Here is a 21,228-nt window from a genome sequence, read left to right as displayed (position 1 = left end):
AGTGGCTTCCTCGCGAGGACAGCTTTTTCCCTCGTGGCGGAGCCACTTGGGAAAAAGATCCCGCAGCGAGGAAGCCACTGAGGTTCCGCCACCCGACCACCCGAGCAAAACGACCCCAGAACCCCGATCAACTCGTAATGTCCTTGCCGTGGAAGCGCCAGTGGGCGAGCGTGATGAACACCGTCGCGTAGATCAGCGCTGAGCAAGTCCCGTTGGCCATGCCGGTCCAGTCGACTTCTTCGGCGAGCAGGTCGGACCAGGCGCTCGCGTAGTGCGTCGGGAGGAACGCTCGCAGCGATCCGAGCGCGGAGATCTGGTCGAGGATCTGCGAGAGGATCGAGACCAGCAGCGCGCCGCCCACCGCGCCCAGCGGCGCGTCCGTGCTGACGCCCAGCCAGAGGGCGAGTCCGGCGACCCAGCTCAGCTGCACCGCGAGGTACGCCACCGCCAGCGCCAGGTGCACGGCGCCCGCGGCGAACGAGAGCACGCTGCCGTTCGGCGTGGCCAGTTCGCCGGGCCCGTACCAGAACAGCCCGACGGCGAGCGCCACGGTCGGCAGCAGCACCGTCCCGAGCAGCGACAGCAGCGCGGCCACGATCGCTTTCTGCCGCAGCAACCGGCCGCGCGGCACGGGCGCCGCGAGCAGGTAGCGCAGGCTGGACCAGGAGGCTTCGCTGGCCACGGTGTCGCCGAAGAACAACGCGACGACCAGGACGAGCAGGAATCCGGCCGAGGACGACACGGCGAACGCGGCGAAGTTCAACCCGCTGGAGGTCGCCATCCCGGCGAGGTCTCCGGTCCGCGGGGTGGATCCGTCGTCGCCGATCTCGAACGCGGCGAGCAGCAGCAGCGGCAGCAGCATCAGGAATCCGAGCGCGAGCCGGGTGCGCCTGCGCCCCAGTTGGCGGGCGAGTTCGACCCGCACGGGCAGCGTCCGGCCCGCTTGGTAGCCCTGCACGCTGCCGTCGGCCTGGGTGGGGTCTTGCGCGCTGACGGGCAGGGCCGCCGCTGTTTCCGCCGCGGGTTCGGCGACCGAGACCTGGCCGGTTTCGACGATTCCGGATCGTCCTGTGGAGGTGTCGGTGAAGCGGGGGTGTTCGGCGGCGACGCCGGTCGAGCGGTTCGTGGGGATCACGTCGTCGGTGGCCGCGGGCCGCGTCGTGGTGGGGGAGGTCGCCGCCTCCGTTCCGTCGCATTGCCACGTCGGCGAGGTCCAGTCGGCCGGTTCCGGCTCAGGTAGGTCGGCCCGATCCGCGTCGAGCACGTCCTCGCGCGGCTGTTCGTCCTCGGGTTCCGGGTCGTCGGCGAGCATCGCGTCGGCGCCCCACACCGGTGGCGGTCGCCGCTGCGCCGGGTCCAGGTCGGGGAACCCGCCTGATTCCAGCGCGCGGGCGATCGCCGCCCGGTGCCGTTCGGATTCCGTCGACAACGGCTGCGTCTCGCGTCCCGACTGCTCGCCGTGCTCCGGGGCCGCGGCCCACGGGTCCGGGACGGGGGCTTCGGCGGATTCGCCGTTCGACCGTTCCGCCATCAGCGCTGCTCCTCTCCGACCAGGTTCAGGAAGGCGTCTTCGAGCCTGCGGCGCGGCCCGACCTGGCTGACCGCCACACCGGAGGCGACCAGCGCGTTCACCGCGATCGACCGGCTGTGCCCGGCGAGGTCCGCGTGCACCAGGTCACCGTCGACCTGCACCGCGCCCAGTCCTTCGAGCGAGCGCAGCGCGGTGGCGGCCTGCTCCGGGTCGTCGACGCGGAACGTCGCCTGGCCGTCGACGGACACGATCTCCTCCACGCTGCCGGTCGTGATGACCTTGCCGCGGTGCATCACGATCACGTGCGTGCAGGTCTGCTCCACTTCGGACAGCAGGTGGCTCGACAGCAGCACGCACCGCCCGGTCGCCGCGTAGCGGCGCAGGATCTCGCGCATCTGGTGGATCTGCGGCGGGTCCAGCCGGTTCGTCGGTTCGTCGAGCACCAGCAGGTCGGGCAGCCCCAGCATGGCCTGCGCGATCGCCAGCCGTTGCTGGGTGCCTTGGCTGAACGTGGCGGTGCGGCGGTGGGCGTGCTCGCCGAGGCCGGCGATGTGCACGACCTCGTCGAACCGCGCCTGCAGCATCGGCCGCCCGGTGGCCGCCCAGTAGTGCTTGAGGCTGTCCAGCCCGGTCAGGTGCGGCGGGAATCCGGGTGATTCGACGAGCGAACCGATCCGGGAGAGCACCGGCGCGCCCGGTTCGACCTGGTGCCCGAAGACGCGGATCTGCCCCGCGGTGGGGTGCAGCAGTCCCAGCAGCAGGCGCAGCGTCGTCGTCTTGCCGGCGCCGTTCGGTCCGAGCAGTCCGACGATCTGCCCGCGTTCCACGCGCATCGACACGCCGTCGACGGCGGTCACCTTGTGCGGGTAGGTCTTGGTGAGGTCGGTGATCTCCAGCGGGGAGCCGTTCGCCTCCGGTTCCTCGGGCCGGGCGTAGCGGCGGCGCAGCCGCGAGAGCAGCCAGGTCAGCCCGAGCAGCGCGAGGATTCCGGCGATGCCCGCGACGGGCGCGGTCGGGAACGTGCCGCCGGTGATGCCGGTGGCCTTCACCGACGGCACCGACAACGCCCGGTCCCCGGTCACGTCCACCCGGTGCACGGCCGATTCGACCGGCACCGCGTAGGCCTGATCGGTGGTGGTCACCGCGAGCTCCAGGCGGTGCCCGGTCTCCAGCGAGTGCACCACGCCCGGCAGCGCCACGTTCACTTCCACGGGCCTGCCGCCGGGCCGGAGCCCGGTGACGTGCATCGGGGCGACGCCGTCTCCCACCAGTTCCTTGCGGCCCTCGCGGTCGACGTCGTAGAGCTTGGCGAACAGCACCGCGTCGCCGGTGGTGGGCTGGCCGGGGACCGCGGCCACCGACAACCGCGTCTGCGGCACGCCGGAGATCAGCAGCCGCGAGGACACCGGTTCGGTGCGGAAGTTCGCGACCTGCCCCGGCAGGTCCCGCGGTTCGGACCGATCCCTCCGGCCCGGGGAGCCGGGCAGCGAGCTCAGCGCGGCGGGGGAGCCGCCCGGCGGGTTGACCACCTCGGTCGCGGGGCCGGTGAGGTCCAGCGAGAACCGCGGCGTGCGATCCGAACGCACGCCCGGGTAGTCGGGGGAGGCCATGGTGCGCACCGGCACGTCGCCGTCGCGGCGCGCGGCTCCGGCGATGTCGTACTCGAAGCGGTTGCCCGGTGCGCCCGCGCCGCGCAGGTGGGAGGAGAACCAGTCGGCGATGCGCGCCTGGACGCGGGCCTGGGGCGCGGAGCCGTCGTGGCCGCCGGCGAACCACAGCATGCTGACGTCGCCGCCCGCGGCGGCGATCTGGCGGGCGTTGGCGTCGGCCTGGTCCAAGCCGAACAGCGTGTCCTGCGTGCCCTGCACCAGCAGCGTCGGGATTCGGATGTTGCCGTTGTTCGAACTGGGGGAGACCGATGCCAGCAGCTTGCGGGTCTTCTCCGACGCGCGACCCGTGCGGGCGAGTTCGCTGTAGGCGGCGCACACCTCGGCGGTGAAGTTCCCGCAGGTGGCGGGTGGCGGCGTGGCGGTCCGCTCGCCGGTTCGCACCGGGGCTCCGGCGCCGCCCGCGGTGGGTCCGCCGGTGGCGAACAGCAGCCCGGCCCAGGCGCGCCGGAACACGCCGTCGGGCCCGAACGCGCCGTGCGCGGGGGTGTCGGCGGACGGCGGCGCGGTGCCCGCCGCGTTCGGCAGCAGCGCTTGCCCGAGGTCGTTGTAGGTCATCACCGGCGCGATCGCGTCCACCCGCGCGTCGCTTCCCGCCAGCAGCAGGCTCAGCGCGCCGCCGTAGGAGCTGCCGGTCACGCCGACGCGCGGGTCGCCGTCGCGGTCGCGCTGCACCTCCGGTTGCCGCGCGAGCCAGTCCACGAGCTGGCGGGCGTCGGAGACCTCGTAGTCCGGGGAGTTCAGCGCGATCCGGCCGGTGCTCCCGCCGAATCCGCGCGCCGAGTACGTCAGCACCGCGAAGCCGCGCCGTGCGAGGTCCCGCGCCTGCCCGTCCGCGTCGGTCTTGTCGCCGCCCATGCCGTGCGCGATCACCACCGCCGGTGCCGGGGTGGTGGCGGGCGCGTAGAGGGTGGCGTCGATCTGGATGCGCTCCAGCCCGTCGGGGCCGTCCTGGACGTCGATGAGGGCTTCGCGCGGCGCCGGTGGTGCCGGCTGCTCGCGCTCACCGGACCAGAGCGCCGCCACACCCGTGACCAGGAGCACGGTGATCACGATGAGCAGCAGGAAACGCCTGCCGTGGCGGAGGAGCTGGGGCACGGGGCCGACAGTAGGGGAAAGAGGCGGCAACGGATTCATCCTGAGGCGGGCCAGGGCGAAGACGCTATGAAGCAGCAACCGAACAGAAATCCGGTCGCCTCCTGCGGCGTCACCCTCGCGATCGTCGAGTCGTTCGGTGCACGGCCGCATCCCCGAGTGCGGGCGCGGCGATCATAACCGCACGCTGGACGGGCGCGATCGCCCATTCGTTCGAGTGAGTGTGGTGCGATCGATGGGATTGGTCACACGGCGGCACCGGTACCCCGTAACGGGTGATGCTTTGACCAGGGCATTGTGGCTTCAAGTAGCTCGCCGTAGTCTTCCGTGCGCATTCGGGTCGATCAACCCGGGCTGGTGTTCGAAGCAGTGCATAAGTGACAATCTTGGCAACGTTGTGGAGGGGAGTATTCCTTCGCGGCGGCATCGTCATCACGGCCTCGTCGGCTGCCTCTAGGCTGCTGCCGGGACCCGGTGCCGTCGACCGGTACGCCGGTGGAAGAGACCTCCGGTCCCGGCGCATGCCCTGAACCGGAGGTGATCGATGGGTGCCAGGATGATGGCGGCCCAGCAGGCTCAAGCAGCAGCGGTCGACACGCTGCACGTTCCGTGGTGGATCTGGGCGGCGACGCTGGGCGGACTCGCCCTGCTGCTGCTGATCGACCTCGTGATCGTGGACCGCAAGCCGCATGAGGTGACCACCGGCGAGGCCGCTCGCTGGGTGATCTTCTACATCGCGTGCGCCATCGCGTTCGGCATCGGAGTGTGGATCTTCGGTGATCAGCACTTCGCGATCGAGTACTTCACCGGTTACATCACCGAATACTCCCTGAGCGTGGACAACCTGTTCATCTTCATGGTGATCATGTCCAGCTTCGCGGTCCCGACGATCCACCAGCACCGCGTGCTGCTGATCGGCATCCTGCTGGCCCTGGTGATGCGCGGTGCGTTCATCGCGGTGGGTGCGGCGCTGATCGAGCGCTTCGTGTGGGTGTTCTTCGTGTTCGGCGCGTTCCTGATCTGGACCGCGATCGGCATGATCCGGAACAAGGACGAGGACGAGGAGTACAAGGAGAACGTCGTCGTCCGCTGGGTCCGCAAGGTGTTCCCGGTGACCGAGGAGTACCACGAGACCAAGTCGATCGTGAAGATCGACGGCAAGCGCTGGCTCACCCCGATGTTCGTGGTGATCGTCGCCATCGGCAGCGCGGACCTGCTGTTCGCCGTCGACTCCATTCCGGCGATCTTCGGCATCACCCAGGACCCGTTCCTGGTCTTCGCGGCGAACGCCTTCGCCCTGATGGGGCTGCGGCAGCTGTACTTCCTGCTCGGCGGGCTGGTCGACAAGCTGGTCTACCTGAACGTGGGGCTGTCGATCATCCTCGGGTTCATCGGCATCAAGCTGGTGATCCACGCGCTGCACGAGTACCACGCGGTGCCCGAGTGGCTGGAGATCAACAACTGGATGTCCCTCGGCGTGATCATCGGCGTGCTGGCGATCACGACGATCGCGAGCCTGGCGAAGTCGCGCAAGGACGAGGCGGCTCAGCCGGCGCCCGAGAAGTCCTGACCTGACGAACAGAACGCGCGGCACCCCGTTGTGGGGTGCCGCGCGTTTCTGTTCACGGCCGGGTCGAACGCCGCGACTGACGACGTCACCCGGCGGACTTGAATCCGGCCGCGTTGGTGCGAACCTCCGCCGATTCCTCGCGAAATTGCCAACGCCGAGGCCGACTTCCGGCGGGGGTGCCGCGGTCAGTCGAGCAGCGTGTAGTTGAGCTCCTTGCACACGCGGCCCAGCGGCACGTCGAGCCCGGGATGGTCCAGCGGCAGCAGCACGTCGGGGGCGTCCGGCAGGGCCGTCGCCGACGGCGGGTCCCACAGGCACAGCGACGGGTTGCCCCCGTCCATCGCCGACCGGTACCAGAGCCCGTCGAGCTCCGGGTAGGCCGCGCGGATGCTGCGCGCCCAGGCCTGGGTTCGCTCCTTCGGCCCGTTGCTGATCGCCTGCGAGGCGCCCGCGCGGGTCGCCCACAACCCGGCCAGGTCCAGCAGCCGCAGCGTCCGGCGAGGGCGGAACAGCACCAGGTGCGGCTTGCGGGTGCGGCGGTCCACGGTGGACGTCGCCTGGAAGACCTCGGCGACGCAGGTGCGCACGGACAGCGAGAAGTACAGCACCCCGTGCTCGCGGGTGACCGTCGGACCGCCCTGGGTGTTGGGCAGGTGCGGGTCGAAGCGCGCGTGCGGCAGCGGCCCGGCGTAGCGGAAGCTGTCCCACTGCTGCGGGTGGTTGCCGCCGGAGGTGAACACGCGGGCGAGCCGGGTCCCCGCGGGTACCGCGATCACGTCCTCGGTACGTCGCAGCATGGCTTGCAGTACCGCCGGGGCCGGCGGCTGGGGGAGTCTTGCCAACGGATGTCCTGGTGGGTTCGCGGTCCGGGACGGATCAGGCCGGGGTGCCGATCGCGGAGGCGAGGTCGGCGACGCGTCGCGCGCTGCCGCCCGCGAGCAGCCATTCCCGCGGGCTGACCGGCCGGTCGCCGAGTTCCAGGTCGTCCTGAGCCGTCGTCATGAACTTCGCGAGCACCAGCGCGGGCTGGTCCTGCGGCATGCCGGTGAGCACCGTTTCCAAGCCGGGCAGCACGTCGTTGTCGCTGAACTGCCAGGCGGGCAGCCGCCAGCCGCCGCGGTCCTTCCATCCGATGAGCCGCCCGTCGCCGATGCGGTGCCGGATGCGGCTGGAGTCGACGCCGATGCGTTCCGCGGCCTGGTTGACCGACAGCGCGGTGTCGCGCAGCACCGCCTGCTCGGCTACGGTCCGGGCGCGCGGATCGGTCTCGTTCGCGGCGAGCGGCGCGAGGTCCAGCCCGGCTTCGCCGAGGGCTTCGCGTTCGGAGTGGGTGAAGTGCGCTGCCGGGTCGACCTGCGGCGTGATGAGCCTCTTCGCCGCGTCCTCGACGAGCGAGAGGAATTCGTTGGCGGTGACCCGCAATCCTGCTCGGGCCAGGATGGTCTCCAGCGCGACTGTCATGTCCCCAGCGTAGCGCGTTCTGGGCCAAACGTGTGCGCGATCGTGCGCTCCGCAATGGTGAATCACTGGATGTAGCAATCGCATCGCACAGCGTGCCGCGTCCGTCCGACTGACGGAGGACCCGGCCTAATCTTTCGGGCGATGGGTCCGGTTGCGTTGAAAATCGCCTCCCAGCGGAGTAAACGATCTCCGTTTTTGCTGGCGAGCCCGTGGTGGGGCAATTTTCGGGTGTCGCGGAGCCCGGTGCCGGGACAGCTGCACGACGTGAGGTCAAGGGCCTGATGGGTGGTCCGGTGGGGTGGCTCGTCGATCGGACGGGCCGTGCCGGGTGAGTCCGTCGTGGGGCCGGCGAGGTGGTTCCGAGGCTTGACGCGACCCTGGGGCAGCCCGTTGACTGGTCCGTACCGACTGGTCGGTCTTTCGAGTGGGAGCATCGCATGAGCAAGCGTTTCGACGGCCGGGTGGCGATCGTGACCGGTGCCAGCCGCGGCATCGGCCTCGGCATCGCCGAACGGCTGGTCTCCGAGGGCGCCAAGGTGATCATCACCGCCCGCAATCCGGAACCCCTGGCGGAGGCGGTGGCGACGCTCGGCGAGGGCAACGCGCAGGGCGTCGCGGGCAAGGCCGACAACGTCGAGCACCAGGCCGAGGTCGTCGACCGCGCGCTGACCGACCACGGCCGGATCGACATCCTGGTCAACAACACCGGCATCAACCCCGCCTACGGCCCGGTCATCGACGTGGACCACGCGGTGGCGCGCAAGACCTTCGAGGTCAACGTGCTCGCCGCGCTGTCGTGGACCCAGCAGGTGTACCGGGCGTGGATGAAGGAGCACGGCGGGTCGATCCTCAACGTCTCCTCCGTGGCCGGGCAGCGGCCCTCGCCGGGCATCGGCTACTACGGCGGGACGAAGGCGATGCTGTCGCTGCTGACCCAGCAGCTCGGCGTGGAGCTGGCCCCGAACGTGCGGGTCAACGCGGTGGCGCCGGCCGTGGTGAAGACGAAGTTCGCCACCGCCCTCTACGCCGAGGACGAGGACGGGGTCTCGGCGGGCTACCCGCTCAAGCGCCTCGGCGTGCCGGACGACATCGGCGGCGCCGCGGCGTACCTGCTCTCCGACGAGGCGTCCTGGGTGACCGGGCAGATCCTCACCCTCGACGGCGGCCTGACGCTCACCGGAGGTGTGTGATGCGGCTGGCGGAGTCGGTAGTGGTGGTCACCGGCGGCGGCAACGGCATCGGCGCCGCGCTGAGCCGCCGGTTCGCCGGGCAGGGCGCGTCGGTCGTGGTCAACGACCTCGACGCGGACGCGGCGCGGGCGGTGGCCGCCGAGGTCGGCGGGCTGGCCGTGCCGGGCGACGCCGCGAGCGAGCAGGGCGTGGCCGACCTGGTCGGCGCCGCGACGGAGCGCTACGGGCGGATCGACCTGTTCTGCGCCAACGCCGGTGTCGCCGACGCCGGTGGCCCGGAAGCGGAGGAGTCCGCGTGGGCGCGGTCGCTGGAGGTCAACGTGATGGCCCACGTGCGGGCCGCACGAGCGGTGCTGCCGCAGTGGCTGGAACGCGGCGAAGGGCGGTTCCTGGCGACCGTCTCGGCCGCCGGGCTGCTCACCATGCTGGGTTCGGCGCCGTACGCGGTGAGCAAGCACGCGGCGCTGGCCTTCGCGGAGTGGATGTCGATCACCTACGCCGACCGCGGCATCACCGTGCAGGCGCTGTGCCCGCAGGGCGTGCGCACCAACCTGCTCGACGGCACCGGTGAGACGGGCAAGAAGCTGCTGGCCGACGCCGCGATCGAACCGGAGCAGGTCGCCGACGAGGTGCTGGCGGCGCTGCAGGACGACCGGTTCCTGATCCTCCCGCACCCCGAGGTGGCGCAGTACTACGCGCTGCGCGCGACGGATCCCGCCAAGTGGCACGGCGGCATGCGCAAGCTGCAACGCGGGCTGGCGTGATCGCGGTGCGCCTGCCGGACGGGGTGCCGGGTGCTGCGCCGTCCGCTGAGCGGTGACCGGCCAGAGCACGATGACCACCGGCGGGGCCTCGCGAGGACGGCGTCGTCCCCCGTGGCCGGGCCACGGGGGAAAATGATCCCGCAGCGAGGAGACCACTGAGGTTCCGCTAGGTCATTGCGGAGAGCCCGAAGGGAAGGCGCACATGGCGGAGGCCCGCACGGCACCGGAGACCGCCGAAACGGTGCCGCAGCGACTGCTGGCGGCGGCGACGCGGTTGTTCGCCGAGCACGGTTTCGAGACGACCTCGGTGCAGCAGATCGTGGACGCCGCCGGGGTCACCAAGGGCGCGATGTACCACTACTTCGGCTCCAAGGACGACCTGCTCTACGAGATCTACGCGCGGCTGCTGCGCGTGCAGACGGCTCGGATGGAGCGGGACGCGGACGGCGGTGCTCCGGTCGCGGAGCGGTTGCACGCGGTCGCCTCGGACGTGGTGGCCACGACGGCGGCGAACCTGGACGACACGGTGATCTTCTTCCGGTCGATGCACTTGCTGCACCCGGACAAGCGCACCGAGGTGCGGGCGCAGCGCCGCCGCTACCACGAGCGGGTGCGGGCGCTGATCGAGGAAGGCCAGGCGGCGGGCGTGTTCCGCACCGACAAGCCGGCGGAGCTCGTCGTGGACTTCTTCTTCGGTTCGGTGCACCACCTGGGCACCTGGTTCCGGCGCGACGGCGAGCTGACCGGTGAGCAGATCGGCGAGCACTTCGCGGATCTGCTGCTGACATCCCTGCGGCCATGACCGGTCGCGGGCGGTAACGAGGAGCGGCGGAGCTCCCTTTCGGAGGTGGCGTGTGAAGGCGTGGCAGCTCAGCGAGAACGGTGAACCGCAGGACGTGCTGCGGCTCGACGAGGTGGCTGATCCGCGACCGGGCGAGGGGCAGCTGGTGGTGCGGGTGCTGGCGACCCCGGTGAACTTCCCCGACGTCCTGTTGTGCCGTGGCCAGTACCAGATCAAGCCGCCGCTGCCGTTCACGCCGGGCGTGGAGCTGTGCGGCGAGGTCGTGGAGGTCGGCGAGGGCGTGACCGGGTTCGCGCCGGGCGATCGGGTGCTCGGCTCGGCGGCGCTGCCCACCGGCGGGTTCGCGGAGCTGGCGCTGATGGACGCGCCGCGCACCTTCCCCGCACCGGAGTCGCTGTCGGACGCGGAGGCGGCTTCCCTGTTCATCGGTTACCAGACCGGCCACTTCGGACTCCACCGGCGCGCGGGCCTGCGCGAAGGCGAAACGCTGCTGGTGCACGCGGCGGCGGGCGGTGTCGGCAGCGCTGCGGTGCAGCTGGGCAAGGCGGCCGGGGCGAAGGTGATCGGCGTCGTCGGCGGGCCGAAGAAGGCCGAGGTGGCCAAGGAACTCGGCGCCGACCTGGTGGTGGACCGGCAGAGCGAGGACTTCGTGCCGATCGTCAAGGAGTTCACCGGTGGCAAGGGCGCCGACGTGGTCTACGACCCGGTGGGCGGCGACACCTACGCGCGGTCCACGAAGTGCATCGCCTTCGAGGGCCGCATCCTGATCATCGGCTTCGCGGGCGGCACGATCCCCACGCCCGGCCTGAACCACGCGCTGATCAAGAACTACTCGATCGTGGGCTTGCACTGGGGCCTGTACAACGAGCGCAACCCGCAGCTGGTGGTGGACACGCATCGGGAGCTCGCCCGGCTCGCCGACGAAGGCCTGATCCGCCCGCTGATCAGCGAGCGGCTCCCGCTGGACGCGGTCGCCGACGGCGTCCGCCGCGTCGGCGAGGGCAGCACGGTCGGGCGCGTCGTCTACGACCGCTCGGTGTGATCGGGCGCTGCTGATCGGGCGTGCGGGAGGCGTTCGCGCCGCCCGCGCGCCCGTCCCGTCCCGCGGGAAGGCGGGATCGCACCTTCACCGCCGCCGGTCGGAGGACTAGGTTCCTCCCAGCGTCCCGGCGGTGCCGGGCGCGACGACCGCCGCCCCGGCAGCAGGAGTTCGCATGGCCGACACCGCCGCACCCGCGAAGCAGAGCAGGTTGGACCGGGTGCTGAACCTGGTCGAGCGCGCGGGGAACAAGCTGCCCGATCCGTTCCTGCTGTTCGGCTCGTTGCTGCTGCTGGTCGCCGTGGTGTCCACGGTGGTCGCCGCGTTCGGGGTGTCGGTGCGGATTCCCGGCGCGGAGCAGGACACCCCGGTGCGGGCGGCGTTGTCCGGTGCGGGGCTGGAGTTCCTGTTCACCGAGATGCCCGCGAACTTCATCGGCTTCCCGCCGCTGGAGACCGTCATCACGATCATGCTCGGGGTCGGGCTGGCGGAGCGGACCGGGCTGCTCACGGCGTTGATCAGGGCTTCGTTCGGCGGTGCGCCGCGCTGGGTGCTGCCCTACGCGGTGGGGTTCGTCGGCATCTCCTCCAGCGTGATGGCCGACTCCGCGATGATCATCCTGCCGCCGTTGGCGGCGATGGTGTTCAAGGCCGCGGGCAGGCATCCGGTCGCGGGCCTGCTCGGCGGCTTCGCCGCGGCGGGCGCCGGGTATTCGACGGCGCCGGTGGTGACGAGCCTCGACGCGCTGTTCTCCGGGATCAGCAACGAGGTCGCCTCGATCCTGCCGGATCCGGGGGCGACGGTGACGCCGGTGTCGAACTACTACTTCAACGTGGTGTCCTCGGTGCTGCTGGCCCTGCTGGCGGGGTTCTTGATCGACCGGGTCATCGAGCCGCGCATGGTCCGCGGTGGTGTTCCCCGCGAGGAGGCGGCCCCCGAGTCCGATGTGGACGATCGGGAGGACGGTGCGGAGGGCGGGCGGCTCACCGTCGCCCTCAGTACCGCGGAACGGCGCGGCCTGCGGTGGGCCGGGATCGCGGCGGCCGTCCTGCTCGCGGCGGTGCTGGTCCTGGTGCTGTGGCCCGGTTCGCCATTGCGCAACGACGCCGGCGGGTTCCTGCCGGAGTCGCCGCTGCTGGACTCCGTGACGACGCTGATATTCCTGGCGTTCCTCGTGCCCGGCATCGCGTTCGGCGTGCCGGTGGGGGCGGTCGCGCGTGCGGCGGACGTGCCGAAGCTGATGGCCGGGGCGTTGCGGGACCTGACGGGATTCCTGGTGCTGGCGTTCATGCTCGGCCAGTTCATCGCGCTGTTCAACTGGACGAACCTGGGCGCGGCGCTGGCCGTGGGCGGCGCGAACCTGCTGACCGCGCTGGGGCTGGCGGGTTATCCGGCGTTCCTCGGGTTCATGGTGCTGGCCTCGGTGCTGAACATGTTCATCATCTCCGGGTCGAGCCTGTGGACGCTGATGGCCTCGGTGTTCGTGCCGATGTTCGCGCTGCTCGGCTTCGAGCCGGGTTTCGCGCAGGCTGCGTTCCGGGTGGGCGACTCGGCGACGCAGATCATGACTCCGCTGAACCCGTACATGATCATCATCTTGGGCTACCTGCGCCGCTACGAGCCGAACGCCGGGCTCGGCACGCTGGTGGCGCGGATGACGCCGTTCGTCGTGCCGTTCTGGTTGCTGTGGGCCCTGATCCTCACCGCGTTCTACTTCGCGGACTGGCCGCTCGGGCCGGGCATGGGCATCAGGCTGTGAGGGCTCTTCCAGGTCGGCGTTCGGCGGAAGCTCGCCGCCCCTGGCCCGGGGCGGCGAGTTCTGCTCGCCGTGCGCGGCGACATCGCCGTCCTCGAAAGGAGGGCGCCGGTCACTGCGCGGCGGCTCCGCCGCTGACCGGGCGCAGGTCGAGGCCGTGCCGGACGGGGTCCTCCACCGGTGCGGGCCGCAGCAGCGAACCGACGGCGCAGATCGCCACGTTGAGGCCGAGTCCGAGCAGCCCGCCGGGCACGCCGTAGAACGGCCCCAGGTCGAGCACGGTCAGCAGCCCCGCCACCGCGGAACCGGCGAGCATGCCCCAGAACGCGGGCCCCGCCGCCATCCGCCGCCAGTACAGGCCGAGGATGAACACCGGCGCGAGCTGCACGATCAGCTCGAACTTGAGCACGAAGATGTTGTACAGCGTGCTCGGCGGGTTCCAGGCCAGCGCCAGCAGCAGCGCGATGGCGACGATCCCGGCGACCTTGCCGACCAGCACCTGCTTGTACTCGGAGGCGCGCGGGTTCAGGTAGCGCCCGTAGACGTCCCGCGAGATCACCGCGGAGAAGCTCAGCAGCGCCGAGTCCGCTGTGGACACGATCGCCGCGATCACGCCGCCGAACAGCAGGATCATCGTGATGTAGAAGAACAGGTTGATGCCCGCGACCTCGTTGGCGATCATGCCGACGAGCTGCTCGGAGCCCGTCTCGGACAGGCCGGGGAACAGCTGGATGCCGATGATGCCGACGAGGAACACGACTCCGGTGGTCACCAGCGGCATCCACGCCATGATCGCCAGCGAGCGCTTGAGGGTGCGTTCGGAACGCGCTGCGTAGATCCGCTGGATGGCGTGCGGGTACACCGCGGCGCCCAGTCCGATCATGACGATCATCGACAGCCAGTTCACCGAGTCCTCGCGCGCGGGCACGCCCGCCTTCTCCGGGGCGGTCTCCACCAGGTGCCGGGTGACCCCGGCGACGTCGCCGTCGACCAGGTACAGCGCGCCGCCGAGCAGCACCGCGATCCCGATCAGCAGCGCGATGCCCTGCATGACGTCGGTGAACGCCACCGCGCGCATCCCGCCGGTCCACGAGTAGATCAGCATGACGAGCACGAACACGACCACGCCGATCTGGTACGGCACCGTCTCCCCGGTGAGCCCGGCGATGCCCTGGCCCATCGCGACCAGCTGCTCCAGCAGGTAGTTCGCCAAGCCCCACAGCATCAGCAGCGCCACCAGCACCGAGAGCTTCGTCGAGCCGAAGCGGTGGCGCACCCAGTCGGTCGGCGTGACGAAGCCTTCGCGCTTGGCGATGACGTAGAGCCGGGGCGCGAACAGCAGGTACCCGGCGATGACCGCGATCATGAACGGAACCGACTGCCACCACAGGAATCCGGACCGGTAGGCCTCCGGCGCGTAGCCCACGATGGAGTTGCCGCTGTACTGCGTCGCGTACAGCGTGAAGAACAGCGCGGTGAAGCCGAGCCCGCCGCCACCGAGGTAGTAGCCGCGCACGCTCTTGCCCGCCTGCGCGTCCTTGCCCGCGAAGAAGCCGATGACCAGCATGATCACCGCGTAGGCGGTGAGCACGATGATGCCGCTGAGCCCGGCGAAGCTGAGTCCGGTCATGCCGCGCTCCGATCCTCGGCGCGGGCGGCTTCCTCCGCGGGTTCCGCGAGGTTCCACCAGCGCAGGCACATCCAGCTGGTCAGCGCGGCGAACGCCAGCGTCGCGAGCACCGAGACGGCCAGCCACGCGGGGATGCCGAACACGAGCGGCCGAACCAGGCCGGGAGCCAGGTAGAGCGGGATGCCGGCCAGCACGCTCAGGGCGAGCCCCACCCACAACCAGGGGTGGCGGATCGGTTCGCGCAGCGGACGGTCGGCGGATCGTCGTTGATCCATCGTGGTCTCTCCTGTTCGCGGAGGGGTGGTCCGGTCGGCCGGGTCAGATCACCTTCGCCTCGCGCCAGCGCGCGAGCTGCCCGGCGTCGGCGCCGAGCAGCGCGCCGTACACCTCGTCGTTGTGCTCCCCGAGTTCCGGGCCCAGGCCGCGCACCTCGCCGGGCGTGTCGGACAGCCGCGGCACCACGTTCTGCATCGGGAAGTCGCCCAGCTCCGGGTGCATCAGCCGCACGATCGCCTTGCGCGCGGCGAAGTGCGGGTCCGCGGCCATGTCGGCGGCCGTGTAGACCCGGCCCGCGGGCACGCCCGCCTCGTGCAGCCGGTCCAGCAGCTCGTCCGTCGGCATCGTGCGGGTCCACGCGGAGATCAGCTCGTCGAGCTCGCGCTGCCGCTCGCCGCGCGCGGCGTGAGTGCCCAGCTCGTCCTCGGCGGCCAGCTCCGGGCGGTCCATCGCCGCGCACAGGCGGGTGAACACGGTGTCCCGGTTCGCGCCGATGATCACTTCGGCGCCGTCGGCGGTCGGGTAGGCGTTGCTGGGGGCGATGCCCGGCAGGATCGCGCCGGTGCGTTCGCGGCGGTGCCCGGCGAGCTGCCACTCCGGCAGCAGCGACTCCATGAACGCCAGCACCGCCTCGTAGATCGCGGTGTCCACGACCTGCCCGCGCCCGGTGCGCTGCCGCGCGTGCAGCGCCATCATCGCGCCCAGCGCGGAGAACGTGCCCGCCAGCGAGTCGCCGAGCGAGATCCCGGTGCGACTCGGCGGCCGGTCCGGCTCACCGGTGACGTGGCGCAGGCCGCCCATGGCCTCGCCGATGGAGCCGAACCCGGCGCGTCCCGCGTACGGCCCGTCCTGGCCGTATCCGGTGACGCGCACCAGCACCAGCCCGGGGTTGATCTCGTGCAGCGCCTCCGGGGACAGACCCCAGCGCTCCAGCGTGCCGGGGCGGAAGTTCTCCACCAGCACGTCGGCCTGCGCCACCAGCTCGCGCAGGATGCGCTGGCCCTCGGCGGAACGAAGATCGCAGGTCACGGACTTCTTGCCGCGCGCGATGACCGGCCACGACAGCGAGGTGCCTTCGGCGTGCACGCCCCATTCGCGCATCGGGTCGCCGCGGGCGGGGTCTTCGACCTTGATGACCTCGGCGCCGAAGTCGGCGAGCAGCTGGCCGCAGAACGGCCCGGCGATCAGCGACCCCGTCTCGACGACGCGCAGATCGGCCAACGGTCCGGGAGGAGAGGTGGTCACTGGCCCTGCCTTTCGCCGGGGGTGCGGGGTGCGGGGGAGTCCGCGTCGGAGGTGCCGGGCGGGGTGCGGCCCAGCGAGGCGCGGGCCGCGCGCAGGTGCGACTGCATCACCGCGTGCGCCCAGTCCCCGTCGCCCGCCGCGATGGCGTCGACGAGCTCGCGGTGCTGGGCGAAGCTGCGGTCCAGCTGGGCGGCCGTGTACTGGTGGAAGGTCCGGCGCACCAGCGGTACGTCGATGACTCGGGAGAGCAGGTCCGGCAGCAGGCGGCGCCCGCCCGCGCGGTGCACGGCGCGGTGGAACTCCATGTTCAGCCGGGTGATCTGCTCGTAGCCGGAGTCGTCGAGGTCGTGCAGCAGGTGCTCCATCCGCTCGCAGAGCTCGCGCAGCGCGGCGACGTCGGTGTCGCCGCGCTCGGCGGCGCGGCGGGCGGCGTGCGATTCGAGCAGGCAGCGCAGGTCGAACAGCTCGTCCACGTCCTCGTCCTCGAACCGCACCACTTCGGCGCCGCGGTGCGGGACGAGGCGCACCAGCCCGTCGGACTCCAAGCGGCGCAGCGCTTCCCGCACGGGCGTGCGGCTGAGCCCGAAGGTCTCGGCGAGCTCCTCTTCCCGCAGCCGGGTGCCCGCGGGGCGCGCACCGGTGAGGATCTCCTGGCGCAGATCCGAGTAAGCCCGCGTCGCGGCCTGTGACACCGTCCACCTCCTGGCTCGGATTGTGCACAAAGTAGCCATCGAGCCTGGGTGAATCAAGGGTCTGGACGCCTGAACGCAGGGAGGTGCACGATGCGTGCATCAGGATTGTGTACGAAAGTGCGACGACGGGCCGTCGCCACGCGCAGGCTGCGGACGAATCCGCTGGCTGTGGACAACTCGCGCGATGTCGCGAGAAATTGACCGCGCGGAACCTCGGGACCAAGGGTTTCGTGGGTTGTGGCGGTCGATTTCTCGCGAAATCGCGCGAGGTCGGATCGATGTCGGCGCGAAAGGGAGGCGTGGGGATGCAGGCAGGTGTTCCGGGGCGGGTCGAGGTCGTCGAGGTGGGGCCGCGCGACGGGCTGCAGAACGAGGCGACGTTGCTGCCCACCGCGACGAAGGTCGAGCTGATCGAGCGCGCCATCGCCGCCGGGGTGCGGCGCGTCGAAGCGGTGTCCTTCGCGCATCCGCGCCGGGTGCCGCAGATGGCCGACGCGGAGCAGGTCATGGCGGCCGTGCCGCGCCGCGAGGACGTGAGCTACATCGGCCTGGTGCTCAACGGCCGCGGTTTCGACCGGGCGCTGGCGGCGGGCGTGGACGAGGTGAACGTGGTCGTCGTCGCCACCGACACCTTCAGCGAGCGCAACCAGGGCATGAGCACCGAGCAGGGCCTCGCGCTGTGGTCGGAGCTCGCGGCTCGGGCGCACCGGGAGGGTGTCCGGCCGACGGTGACGATCGCGGCGTCCTTCGGCTGTCCGTTCGAGGGAACGGTGTCCGCCGCGCACGTCGCCGAGCTGGCGCGCCGCATCGCCGACTCCGGCCCCGCCGAGATCGCGCTCGCCGACACCATCGGAGCCGGAGTCCCCACCCAGGTGGTGGACCTGCTGGCCCGCACTCGCGAGGCCGCGCCCGCCGTCCCGCTGCGCTGCCACTTCCACAACACCCGCAACACCGGCTACGCCAACGCCGTCGCCGCGTTCCAGGAGGGCGCCGCGACGCTGGACGCGAGCGTCGGCGGCATCGGCGGCTGCCCGTTCGCGCCGAACGCCACCGGCAACATCGCGACCGAGGACCTGGAATACCTGCTCACCGGAATGGGCGTGCGCACCGGCTTGGACGGGCCCGCGTTGGCCGAGACGGGCACGTGGATCGGCGAGCAGCTGGGCAAGGAAGTGCCCGCCCTGCTCGGCAAGGCGGGCACGTTCCCCGGCTGATCACCCTGCCCCGGACCGCCGCGCGAAGCGACCGGGGTGGCTGATCAGAGCCTGTCTTCGACCTCGCCGACCCAGGTCGGCTCGTTGTCTTGTCAGCGGCGGAGCCGCTGAGCAGCGACCGGCTTGAGCAGGCCGACCACCGGCGAGTTCTCAGTGGGTTCCTCGCGAGGACGGCTTTTTTCCTCGTGGTGGAGCCACTTGGGAAAGATCCGCAGCGAGGAAGCCACTGAGGTTCCGCCACGCGACCCGCTGCGCAAGCCGAGATCGAGGGATCGACAACGAAGTGATCAGAAGAGCACGCGGGTGAGTCCCTGGGCTACGCAGGCGGGTTTGTCGGCACCTTCGATCTCCACAGTGGACTCGACGGTGAGCTGGAGGCCGCCGTCGATCTCGGTGATCTCGGCGAGCCGCGTGTGCGAGCGGACCCGCGCCCCGACCCGCACCGGGTTCGGGAACCGCACCTTGTTCAGCCCGTAGTTGATGCCCATCTTGACGTTCTCGAACCGGTAGGTCTGCGCGTTGAGCGCCGAGAGCAGGCTCAGCGTGAGGAAGCCGTGCGCGATGGTCCCGCCGAACGGGCCCTGCGCGGCGCGTTCGGCGTCCACGTGGATCCACTGGTGGTCCAGCGTGGCGTCGGCGAACCCGTCGACCTGCTCCTGGGTGATCGTCAGCCAGTCGCTGGTCCCGAGCTCTGCTCCGAGCGCTTCCTGGACTTCGGTCGGGCTGGTGAAGACTCGCATGCGTTCTCCTGTTGCGACGAGGGGTGCGGAGCGGTCAGGCCGACGGCAGGTCGACGAGCTCGGCGATGCGGGCGCGGTGGTGTTCGGCGGTGCCGAAGGTGAGCTGGGCGCTCTTGGCCCGGCCCAGGTAGAGGTGGATGGGGTGTTCCCACGTCATGCCGATGCCGCCGTGCAGCTGGAGGGATTCCTCCACGGCCAGCACCGCCAGGTCGGAGCAGTAGGCCTGGGCGAGGGCGACGGCGAGTTCCGCCTCCGCGTCGGCGTCGCTCAGGGAGTCGGCGGCGTTGCGGGAGGTGGCTCGGGCGGTGCTCACCCCGGACCACAGGTCCGCCAGGCGGTGCTTGACCGCTTGGAACGAGCCGATCTGGCGGCCGAACTGGTAGCGGGTCCGCACGTATTCCACAGTGGAATCGAGGCTGTGCTGGGCGAGGCCGACCTGTTCGGCGGCCAGCACTCCGGCCGCGGTGAGCAACGCCCGCCGCAGCACCGGTTCCGCGTCGGCCGCGACCAGCCGGGCCTGCGCTCCGGTCAGTTCCAGCGTGCCGAACCGCCGCGTGAGGTCCAGCGGCGTCACCGGAGTCCGGGAGACCCCGGTGTCGGCGGTGTCCACCAGGTACAGCCCGGTGCCGTCCGGTCCGGTCGCGGGCACCAGCACCCGGTCGGCGACCTCCAGGTCCACGACGGCGGTCGCGGTACCGGTCAGCGTCGCGCCGTCGACCCGCACGGCGGGTTCGATCCGCGCGGACGGCCGGGTGGCGAGCCCGACGGCGAGGGTCGTCACCAGCGTTCCGGCGCCGATCTCGGCGATCGGCTCGGCCGCGCCGGCCGCGGTCAGCGCGGCGGTGGCGAGCACGGTGCCGAGGAACGGGACGGGCGCCACGGACCGCCCGAGCTCTTCGGCGACCACGGCGAGTTCGCGGACTCCGGCCCCGCCGCCTCCGAGTTCTTCGGGCACCGCGAGCGCGGCCACGCCCAGTTCGCCGGCCAGCGTCCGCCACAGCGCCAGGTCGTAGGGCTCGTCGGATTCGCAGCGGGCGAGCACGGAGCTCACCTCGCAGCGGTCCCGCAGCACGCGGCGCACCGCGGCGCGCAAGTCCTCCTCGACTTCGGTGTAGAGCAGGTCGGTGCTCATCGCGGCAGCTCCTTCCACGGCACGTCCTTGTCCGTGCGGATTTCCGGCGGCAGCCCCAGCACCCGCTCGGCGATGACGTTGCGCAGCACCTCGGAGGTGCCGCCCTCGATGGAGTTGCCCTTCGCCCGCAGGTACCGGTAACCGGGGTCGCGGCCGGTGAAGTCGACGGTCTCGGGCCGGCGCTGCGTCCAGTCCCCGTAGGAGAGGCCCTGCTCGCCGAGCAGTTCCAGTTCGAAGCCGGAGATCTCCTGGTTGAGCCGGGAGAACGCCAGCTTCACCGCGGACCCTTCCGGTCCGGGGGTGCCGACGGCGAGCTGCTGGCGCAGCCGCTGGCCGGTAAGGCGGGTCGCCTCCGCCTCGACCCACAGCCGCAGCAGCCGGTCGTGCGCACCGGGGGTCCGGACCTCGGGGTCGTCGCGCCATTTCCGGGCGACCACGCCGATCATGCCGGACTCGCGCCCGGTGTTGCCGCCGCCGATGGCGACGCGCTCGTTCATCAGGGTGCCCATCGCGACCTGCCAGCCCTGGCCGATCTCGCCGAGCCGCTGGGAATCGGGGATGCGCACCCCGTTGAGGAACACCTCGTTGAACTCGGCTTCACCGGTGATCTGGCGCAGCGGGCGCACTTCCACGTTCGGATCGGTCATGTCGCACACGAAGTACGACAGGCCCTTGTGCTTCGGCGCGTCCGGGTCGCTGCGGGCCACCAGGATCGCCCACTTCGCCTTGTGCGCGAACGAGGTCCACACCTTCTGGCCTTCGACGATCCAGTCGTCGCCGTCGCGCACCGCGCGGGTCGCGAGCGCCGCCAGGTCGGAACCCGCGCCGGGTTCGCTGAACAGCTGGCACCAGATCTCCTCGCCCGTCCACAGCGGGCGTAGGTAGCGGGCGCGCTGTTCGTCGGTGCCGAAGCGCAGGATCGTCGGCGCGGCCATGCCGAGCCCGATCCCGTTGCGCGACGGGGCGTTGTCCGGTGCTCCGGCGGCGGCGAACTCCGCGTCGACGACGGTCTGCAACTCGCGCGGCGCGTCCCGGCCGCCGAGCCCGACCGGGTAGTTCACCCAGGCGAGCCCGGCGTCGAACCGGGCCCGCAGGAACTCCAGCCGGTCACCCCCGGGATCGTGCGCGGCGAGGAATTCCCGCACCGCCGAACGCAATTCGGCTGCATCGGTCATCTCAGCACTCCTTCGTGCTCAAGCCGGATTTGCTCATGCCCTGCCAGGGAAACGACTCCAAGCGTCCGCCGTTCCTGCTCCTCGTCTTGTCAGCGGCGAAGCCGCTGAGCGGCGACCACCATGCCCACCGGCACCGCCGCGGGTTCTCAGGTGTCTTCTCGCGAGGACGGCTTTTTCCCTCGTGGCGGAGCCACTCGGGAAAAAGATACCGCAGCGAGAAGACGACTGAGGTTCCGCCCCCCCACCCCA

The 21,228-nt window shown here is 71.1% G+C and carries 18 protein-coding genes; 7 read left to right on the top strand and 11 right to left on the bottom strand.

Annotated features, from left to right (window positions below; all coding sequences use genetic code 11):
• Nucleotides 1–127 precede the first annotated feature (127 nt).
• Nucleotides 128–1,057: an ABC transporter permease gene (locus ACWD38_RS26995; RefSeq protein WP_425503611.1), complete on the bottom strand. Its 930-nt coding sequence runs from the start codon at nt 1,055–1,057 to the stop codon at nt 128–130.
• A gap of 473 nt (nt 1,058–1,530) precedes the next feature.
• On the bottom strand, nt 1,531–4,335 hold the full coding sequence (locus ACWD38_RS26990; RefSeq protein ID WP_184480754.1) for an alpha/beta fold hydrolase: 2,805 nt from the start codon (nt 4,333–4,335) through the stop codon (nt 1,531–1,533).
• 556 nt (nt 4,336–4,891) lie between these two features.
• Here ACWD38_RS26990 and ACWD38_RS26985 point away from each other — a divergent pair.
• Nucleotides 4,892–5,863, top strand: coding sequence for a TerC family protein (locus ACWD38_RS26985; protein WP_184485522.1), 972 nt, complete (start codon nt 4,892–4,894; stop codon nt 5,861–5,863).
• Nucleotides 5,864–6,048: 185 nt separating this feature from the next.
• On the opposite strand, the gene ACWD38_RS26980 is transcribed toward ACWD38_RS26985, so the two are convergent.
• Both ACWD38_RS26980 and ACWD38_RS26975 read right to left on the bottom strand, forming a co-directional pair.
• Entirely contained in the window at nt 6,049–6,705 is a 657-nt protein-coding gene (locus tag ACWD38_RS26980) for an RES family NAD+ phosphorylase (RefSeq protein ID WP_184480752.1), read from the bottom strand.
• A 34-nt stretch (nt 6,706–6,739) separates the two neighbouring features.
• The gene (locus tag ACWD38_RS26975; protein ID WP_184480750.1) at nt 6,740–7,324 is read right to left on the bottom strand and encodes a DNA-binding protein; all 585 of its coding nucleotides are present in this window, start codon (nt 7,322–7,324) and stop codon (nt 6,740–6,742) included.
• 437 nt (nt 7,325–7,761) lie between these two features.
• Here ACWD38_RS26975 and ACWD38_RS26970 point away from each other — a divergent pair, with 437 nt between their 5' ends.
• The 5 genes from ACWD38_RS26970 to ACWD38_RS26950 all read left to right on the top strand — a co-directional run bounded on the left by ACWD38_RS26970 (nt 7,762) and on the right by ACWD38_RS26950 (nt 12,878).
• Nucleotides 7,762–8,514, top strand: a complete 753-nt coding sequence (locus ACWD38_RS26970) for an SDR family oxidoreductase (RefSeq protein WP_450125187.1) — start codon at nt 7,762–7,764, stop codon at nt 8,512–8,514.
• The gene (locus ACWD38_RS26965) at nt 8,514–9,278 is read left to right on the top strand and encodes an SDR family oxidoreductase (protein ID WP_184480746.1); all 765 of its coding nucleotides are present in this window, start codon (nt 8,514–8,516) and stop codon (nt 9,276–9,278) included. The genes ACWD38_RS26970 and ACWD38_RS26965 overlap by 1 nt, the downstream gene beginning before the upstream one ends.
• 202 nt (nt 9,279–9,480) lie before the next feature.
• A complete protein-coding gene (locus tag ACWD38_RS26960; RefSeq protein ID WP_184480744.1) occupies nt 9,481–10,080 on the top strand; it encodes a TetR/AcrR family transcriptional regulator in 600 nt (199 codons plus the stop codon).
• A 52-nt stretch (nt 10,081–10,132) separates the two neighbouring features.
• Entirely contained in the window at nt 10,133–11,122 is a 990-nt protein-coding gene (locus tag ACWD38_RS26955) for a zinc-binding dehydrogenase (RefSeq protein WP_184480742.1), read from the top strand.
• A 172-nt stretch (nt 11,123–11,294) separates the two neighbouring features.
• Nucleotides 11,295–12,878, top strand: coding sequence for an AbgT family transporter (locus ACWD38_RS26950; protein ID WP_184480740.1), 1,584 nt, complete (start codon nt 11,295–11,297; stop codon nt 12,876–12,878).
• A 109-nt stretch (nt 12,879–12,987) separates the two neighbouring features.
• Here ACWD38_RS26950 and ACWD38_RS26945 read toward each other — a convergent pair whose 3' ends face one another.
• From ACWD38_RS26945 to ACWD38_RS26930, 4 genes are read right to left on the bottom strand one after another with little or no spacing between them, the layout of a single operon-like run.
• Entirely contained in the window at nt 12,988–14,505 is a 1,518-nt protein-coding gene (locus ACWD38_RS26945) for a sodium:solute symporter family protein (RefSeq protein ID WP_184480738.1), read from the bottom strand.
• Nucleotides 14,502–14,780, bottom strand: coding sequence for a hypothetical protein (locus tag ACWD38_RS26940; RefSeq protein ID WP_184480736.1), 279 nt, complete (start codon nt 14,778–14,780; stop codon nt 14,502–14,504). The genes ACWD38_RS26945 and ACWD38_RS26940 overlap by 4 nt, the downstream gene beginning before the upstream one ends.
• A 43-nt stretch (nt 14,781–14,823) precedes the next feature.
• On the bottom strand, nt 14,824–16,026 hold the full coding sequence (locus ACWD38_RS26935) for a CoA transferase (RefSeq protein WP_184480734.1): 1,203 nt from the start codon (nt 16,024–16,026) through the stop codon (nt 14,824–14,826).
• A complete protein-coding gene (locus tag ACWD38_RS26930) occupies nt 16,023–16,718 on the bottom strand; it encodes an FCD domain-containing protein (protein ID WP_184480733.1) in 696 nt (231 codons plus the stop codon). Before ACWD38_RS26930 ends, ACWD38_RS26935 begins: the two co-directional genes overlap by 4 nt.
• 305 nt (nt 16,719–17,023) lie before the next feature.
• On the opposite strand from ACWD38_RS26930, the gene ACWD38_RS26925 reads away from it, so the two are divergent.
• Nucleotides 17,024–17,932 carry a hydroxymethylglutaryl-CoA lyase gene (locus tag ACWD38_RS26925; RefSeq protein ID WP_450125186.1) on the top strand — a complete coding sequence of 303 codons (909 nt, stop codon included), beginning with the start codon at nt 17,024–17,026 and terminating at the stop codon, nt 17,930–17,932.
• 287 nt (nt 17,933–18,219) lie between these two features.
• Here the strand turns inward: ACWD38_RS26925 and ACWD38_RS26920 are convergent, their stop codons facing one another.
• Genes ACWD38_RS26920 through ACWD38_RS26910 form a run of 3 tightly spaced genes read right to left on the bottom strand, consistent with a single transcriptional unit; the run spans nt 18,220 to nt 20,979 of the window.
• Nucleotides 18,220–18,672: a MaoC family dehydratase gene (locus ACWD38_RS26920; RefSeq protein WP_184480729.1), complete on the bottom strand. Its 453-nt coding sequence runs from the start codon at nt 18,670–18,672 to the stop codon at nt 18,220–18,222.
• Nucleotides 18,673–18,706: 34 nt separating this feature from the next.
• Nucleotides 18,707–19,804 carry an acyl-CoA dehydrogenase family protein gene (locus ACWD38_RS26915; RefSeq protein WP_450125185.1) on the bottom strand — a complete coding sequence of 366 codons (1,098 nt, stop codon included), beginning with the start codon at nt 19,802–19,804 and terminating at the stop codon, nt 18,707–18,709.
• The gene (locus tag ACWD38_RS26910; RefSeq protein WP_184480725.1) at nt 19,801–20,979 is read right to left on the bottom strand and encodes an acyl-CoA dehydrogenase family protein; all 1,179 of its coding nucleotides are present in this window, start codon (nt 20,977–20,979) and stop codon (nt 19,801–19,803) included. The genes ACWD38_RS26915 and ACWD38_RS26910 overlap by 4 nt, the downstream gene beginning before the upstream one ends.
• Between the last annotated feature and the right edge of the window lie 249 nt (nt 20,980–21,228).

This window comes from Saccharopolyspora sp. NPDC002578 (genome assembly GCF_053592695.1).
This window is presented reverse-complemented; position numbering and strand designations above follow the sequence as displayed.

Bases quoted from the DNA above. Each gene is read 5' to 3' on its own strand.
- ACWD38_RS26990 (WP_184480754.1), bottom strand. From the start codon at position 4,335: ATGAATCCGTTGCCGCCTCTTTCCCCTACTGTCGGCCCCGTGCCCCAG.
- ACWD38_RS26975 (WP_184480750.1), bottom strand. From the start codon at position 7,324: ATGACAGTCGCGCTGGAGACCATCCTGGCCCGAGCAGGATTGCGGGTC.
- ACWD38_RS26970 (WP_450125187.1), top strand. From the start codon at position 7,762: ATGAGCAAGCGTTTCGACGGCCGGGTGGCGATCGTGACCGGTGCCAGC.
- ACWD38_RS26965 (WP_184480746.1), top strand. From the start codon at position 8,514: ATGCGGCTGGCGGAGTCGGTAGTGGTGGTCACCGGCGGCGGCAACGGC.
- ACWD38_RS26960 (WP_184480744.1), top strand. From the start codon at position 9,481: ATGGCGGAGGCCCGCACGGCACCGGAGACCGCCGAAACGGTGCCGCAG.
- ACWD38_RS26950 (WP_184480740.1), top strand. From the start codon at position 11,295: ATGGCCGACACCGCCGCACCCGCGAAGCAGAGCAGGTTGGACCGGGTG.
- ACWD38_RS26945 (WP_184480738.1), bottom strand. From the start codon at position 14,505: ATGACCGGACTCAGCTTCGCCGGGCTCAGCGGCATCATCGTGCTCACC.
- ACWD38_RS26940 (WP_184480736.1), bottom strand. From the start codon at position 14,780: ATGGATCAACGACGATCCGCCGACCGTCCGCTGCGCGAACCGATCCGC.
- ACWD38_RS26925 (WP_450125186.1), top strand. From the start codon at position 17,024: ATGCAGGCAGGTGTTCCGGGGCGGGTCGAGGTCGTCGAGGTGGGGCCG.
- ACWD38_RS26920 (WP_184480729.1), bottom strand. From the start codon at position 18,672: ATGCGAGTCTTCACCAGCCCGACCGAAGTCCAGGAAGCGCTCGGAGCA.
- ACWD38_RS26915 (WP_450125185.1), bottom strand. From the start codon at position 19,804: ATGAGCACCGACCTGCTCTACACCGAAGTCGAGGAGGACTTGCGCGCC.
- ACWD38_RS26910 (WP_184480725.1), bottom strand. From the start codon at position 20,979: ATGACCGATGCAGCCGAATTGCGTTCGGCGGTGCGGGAATTCCTCGCC.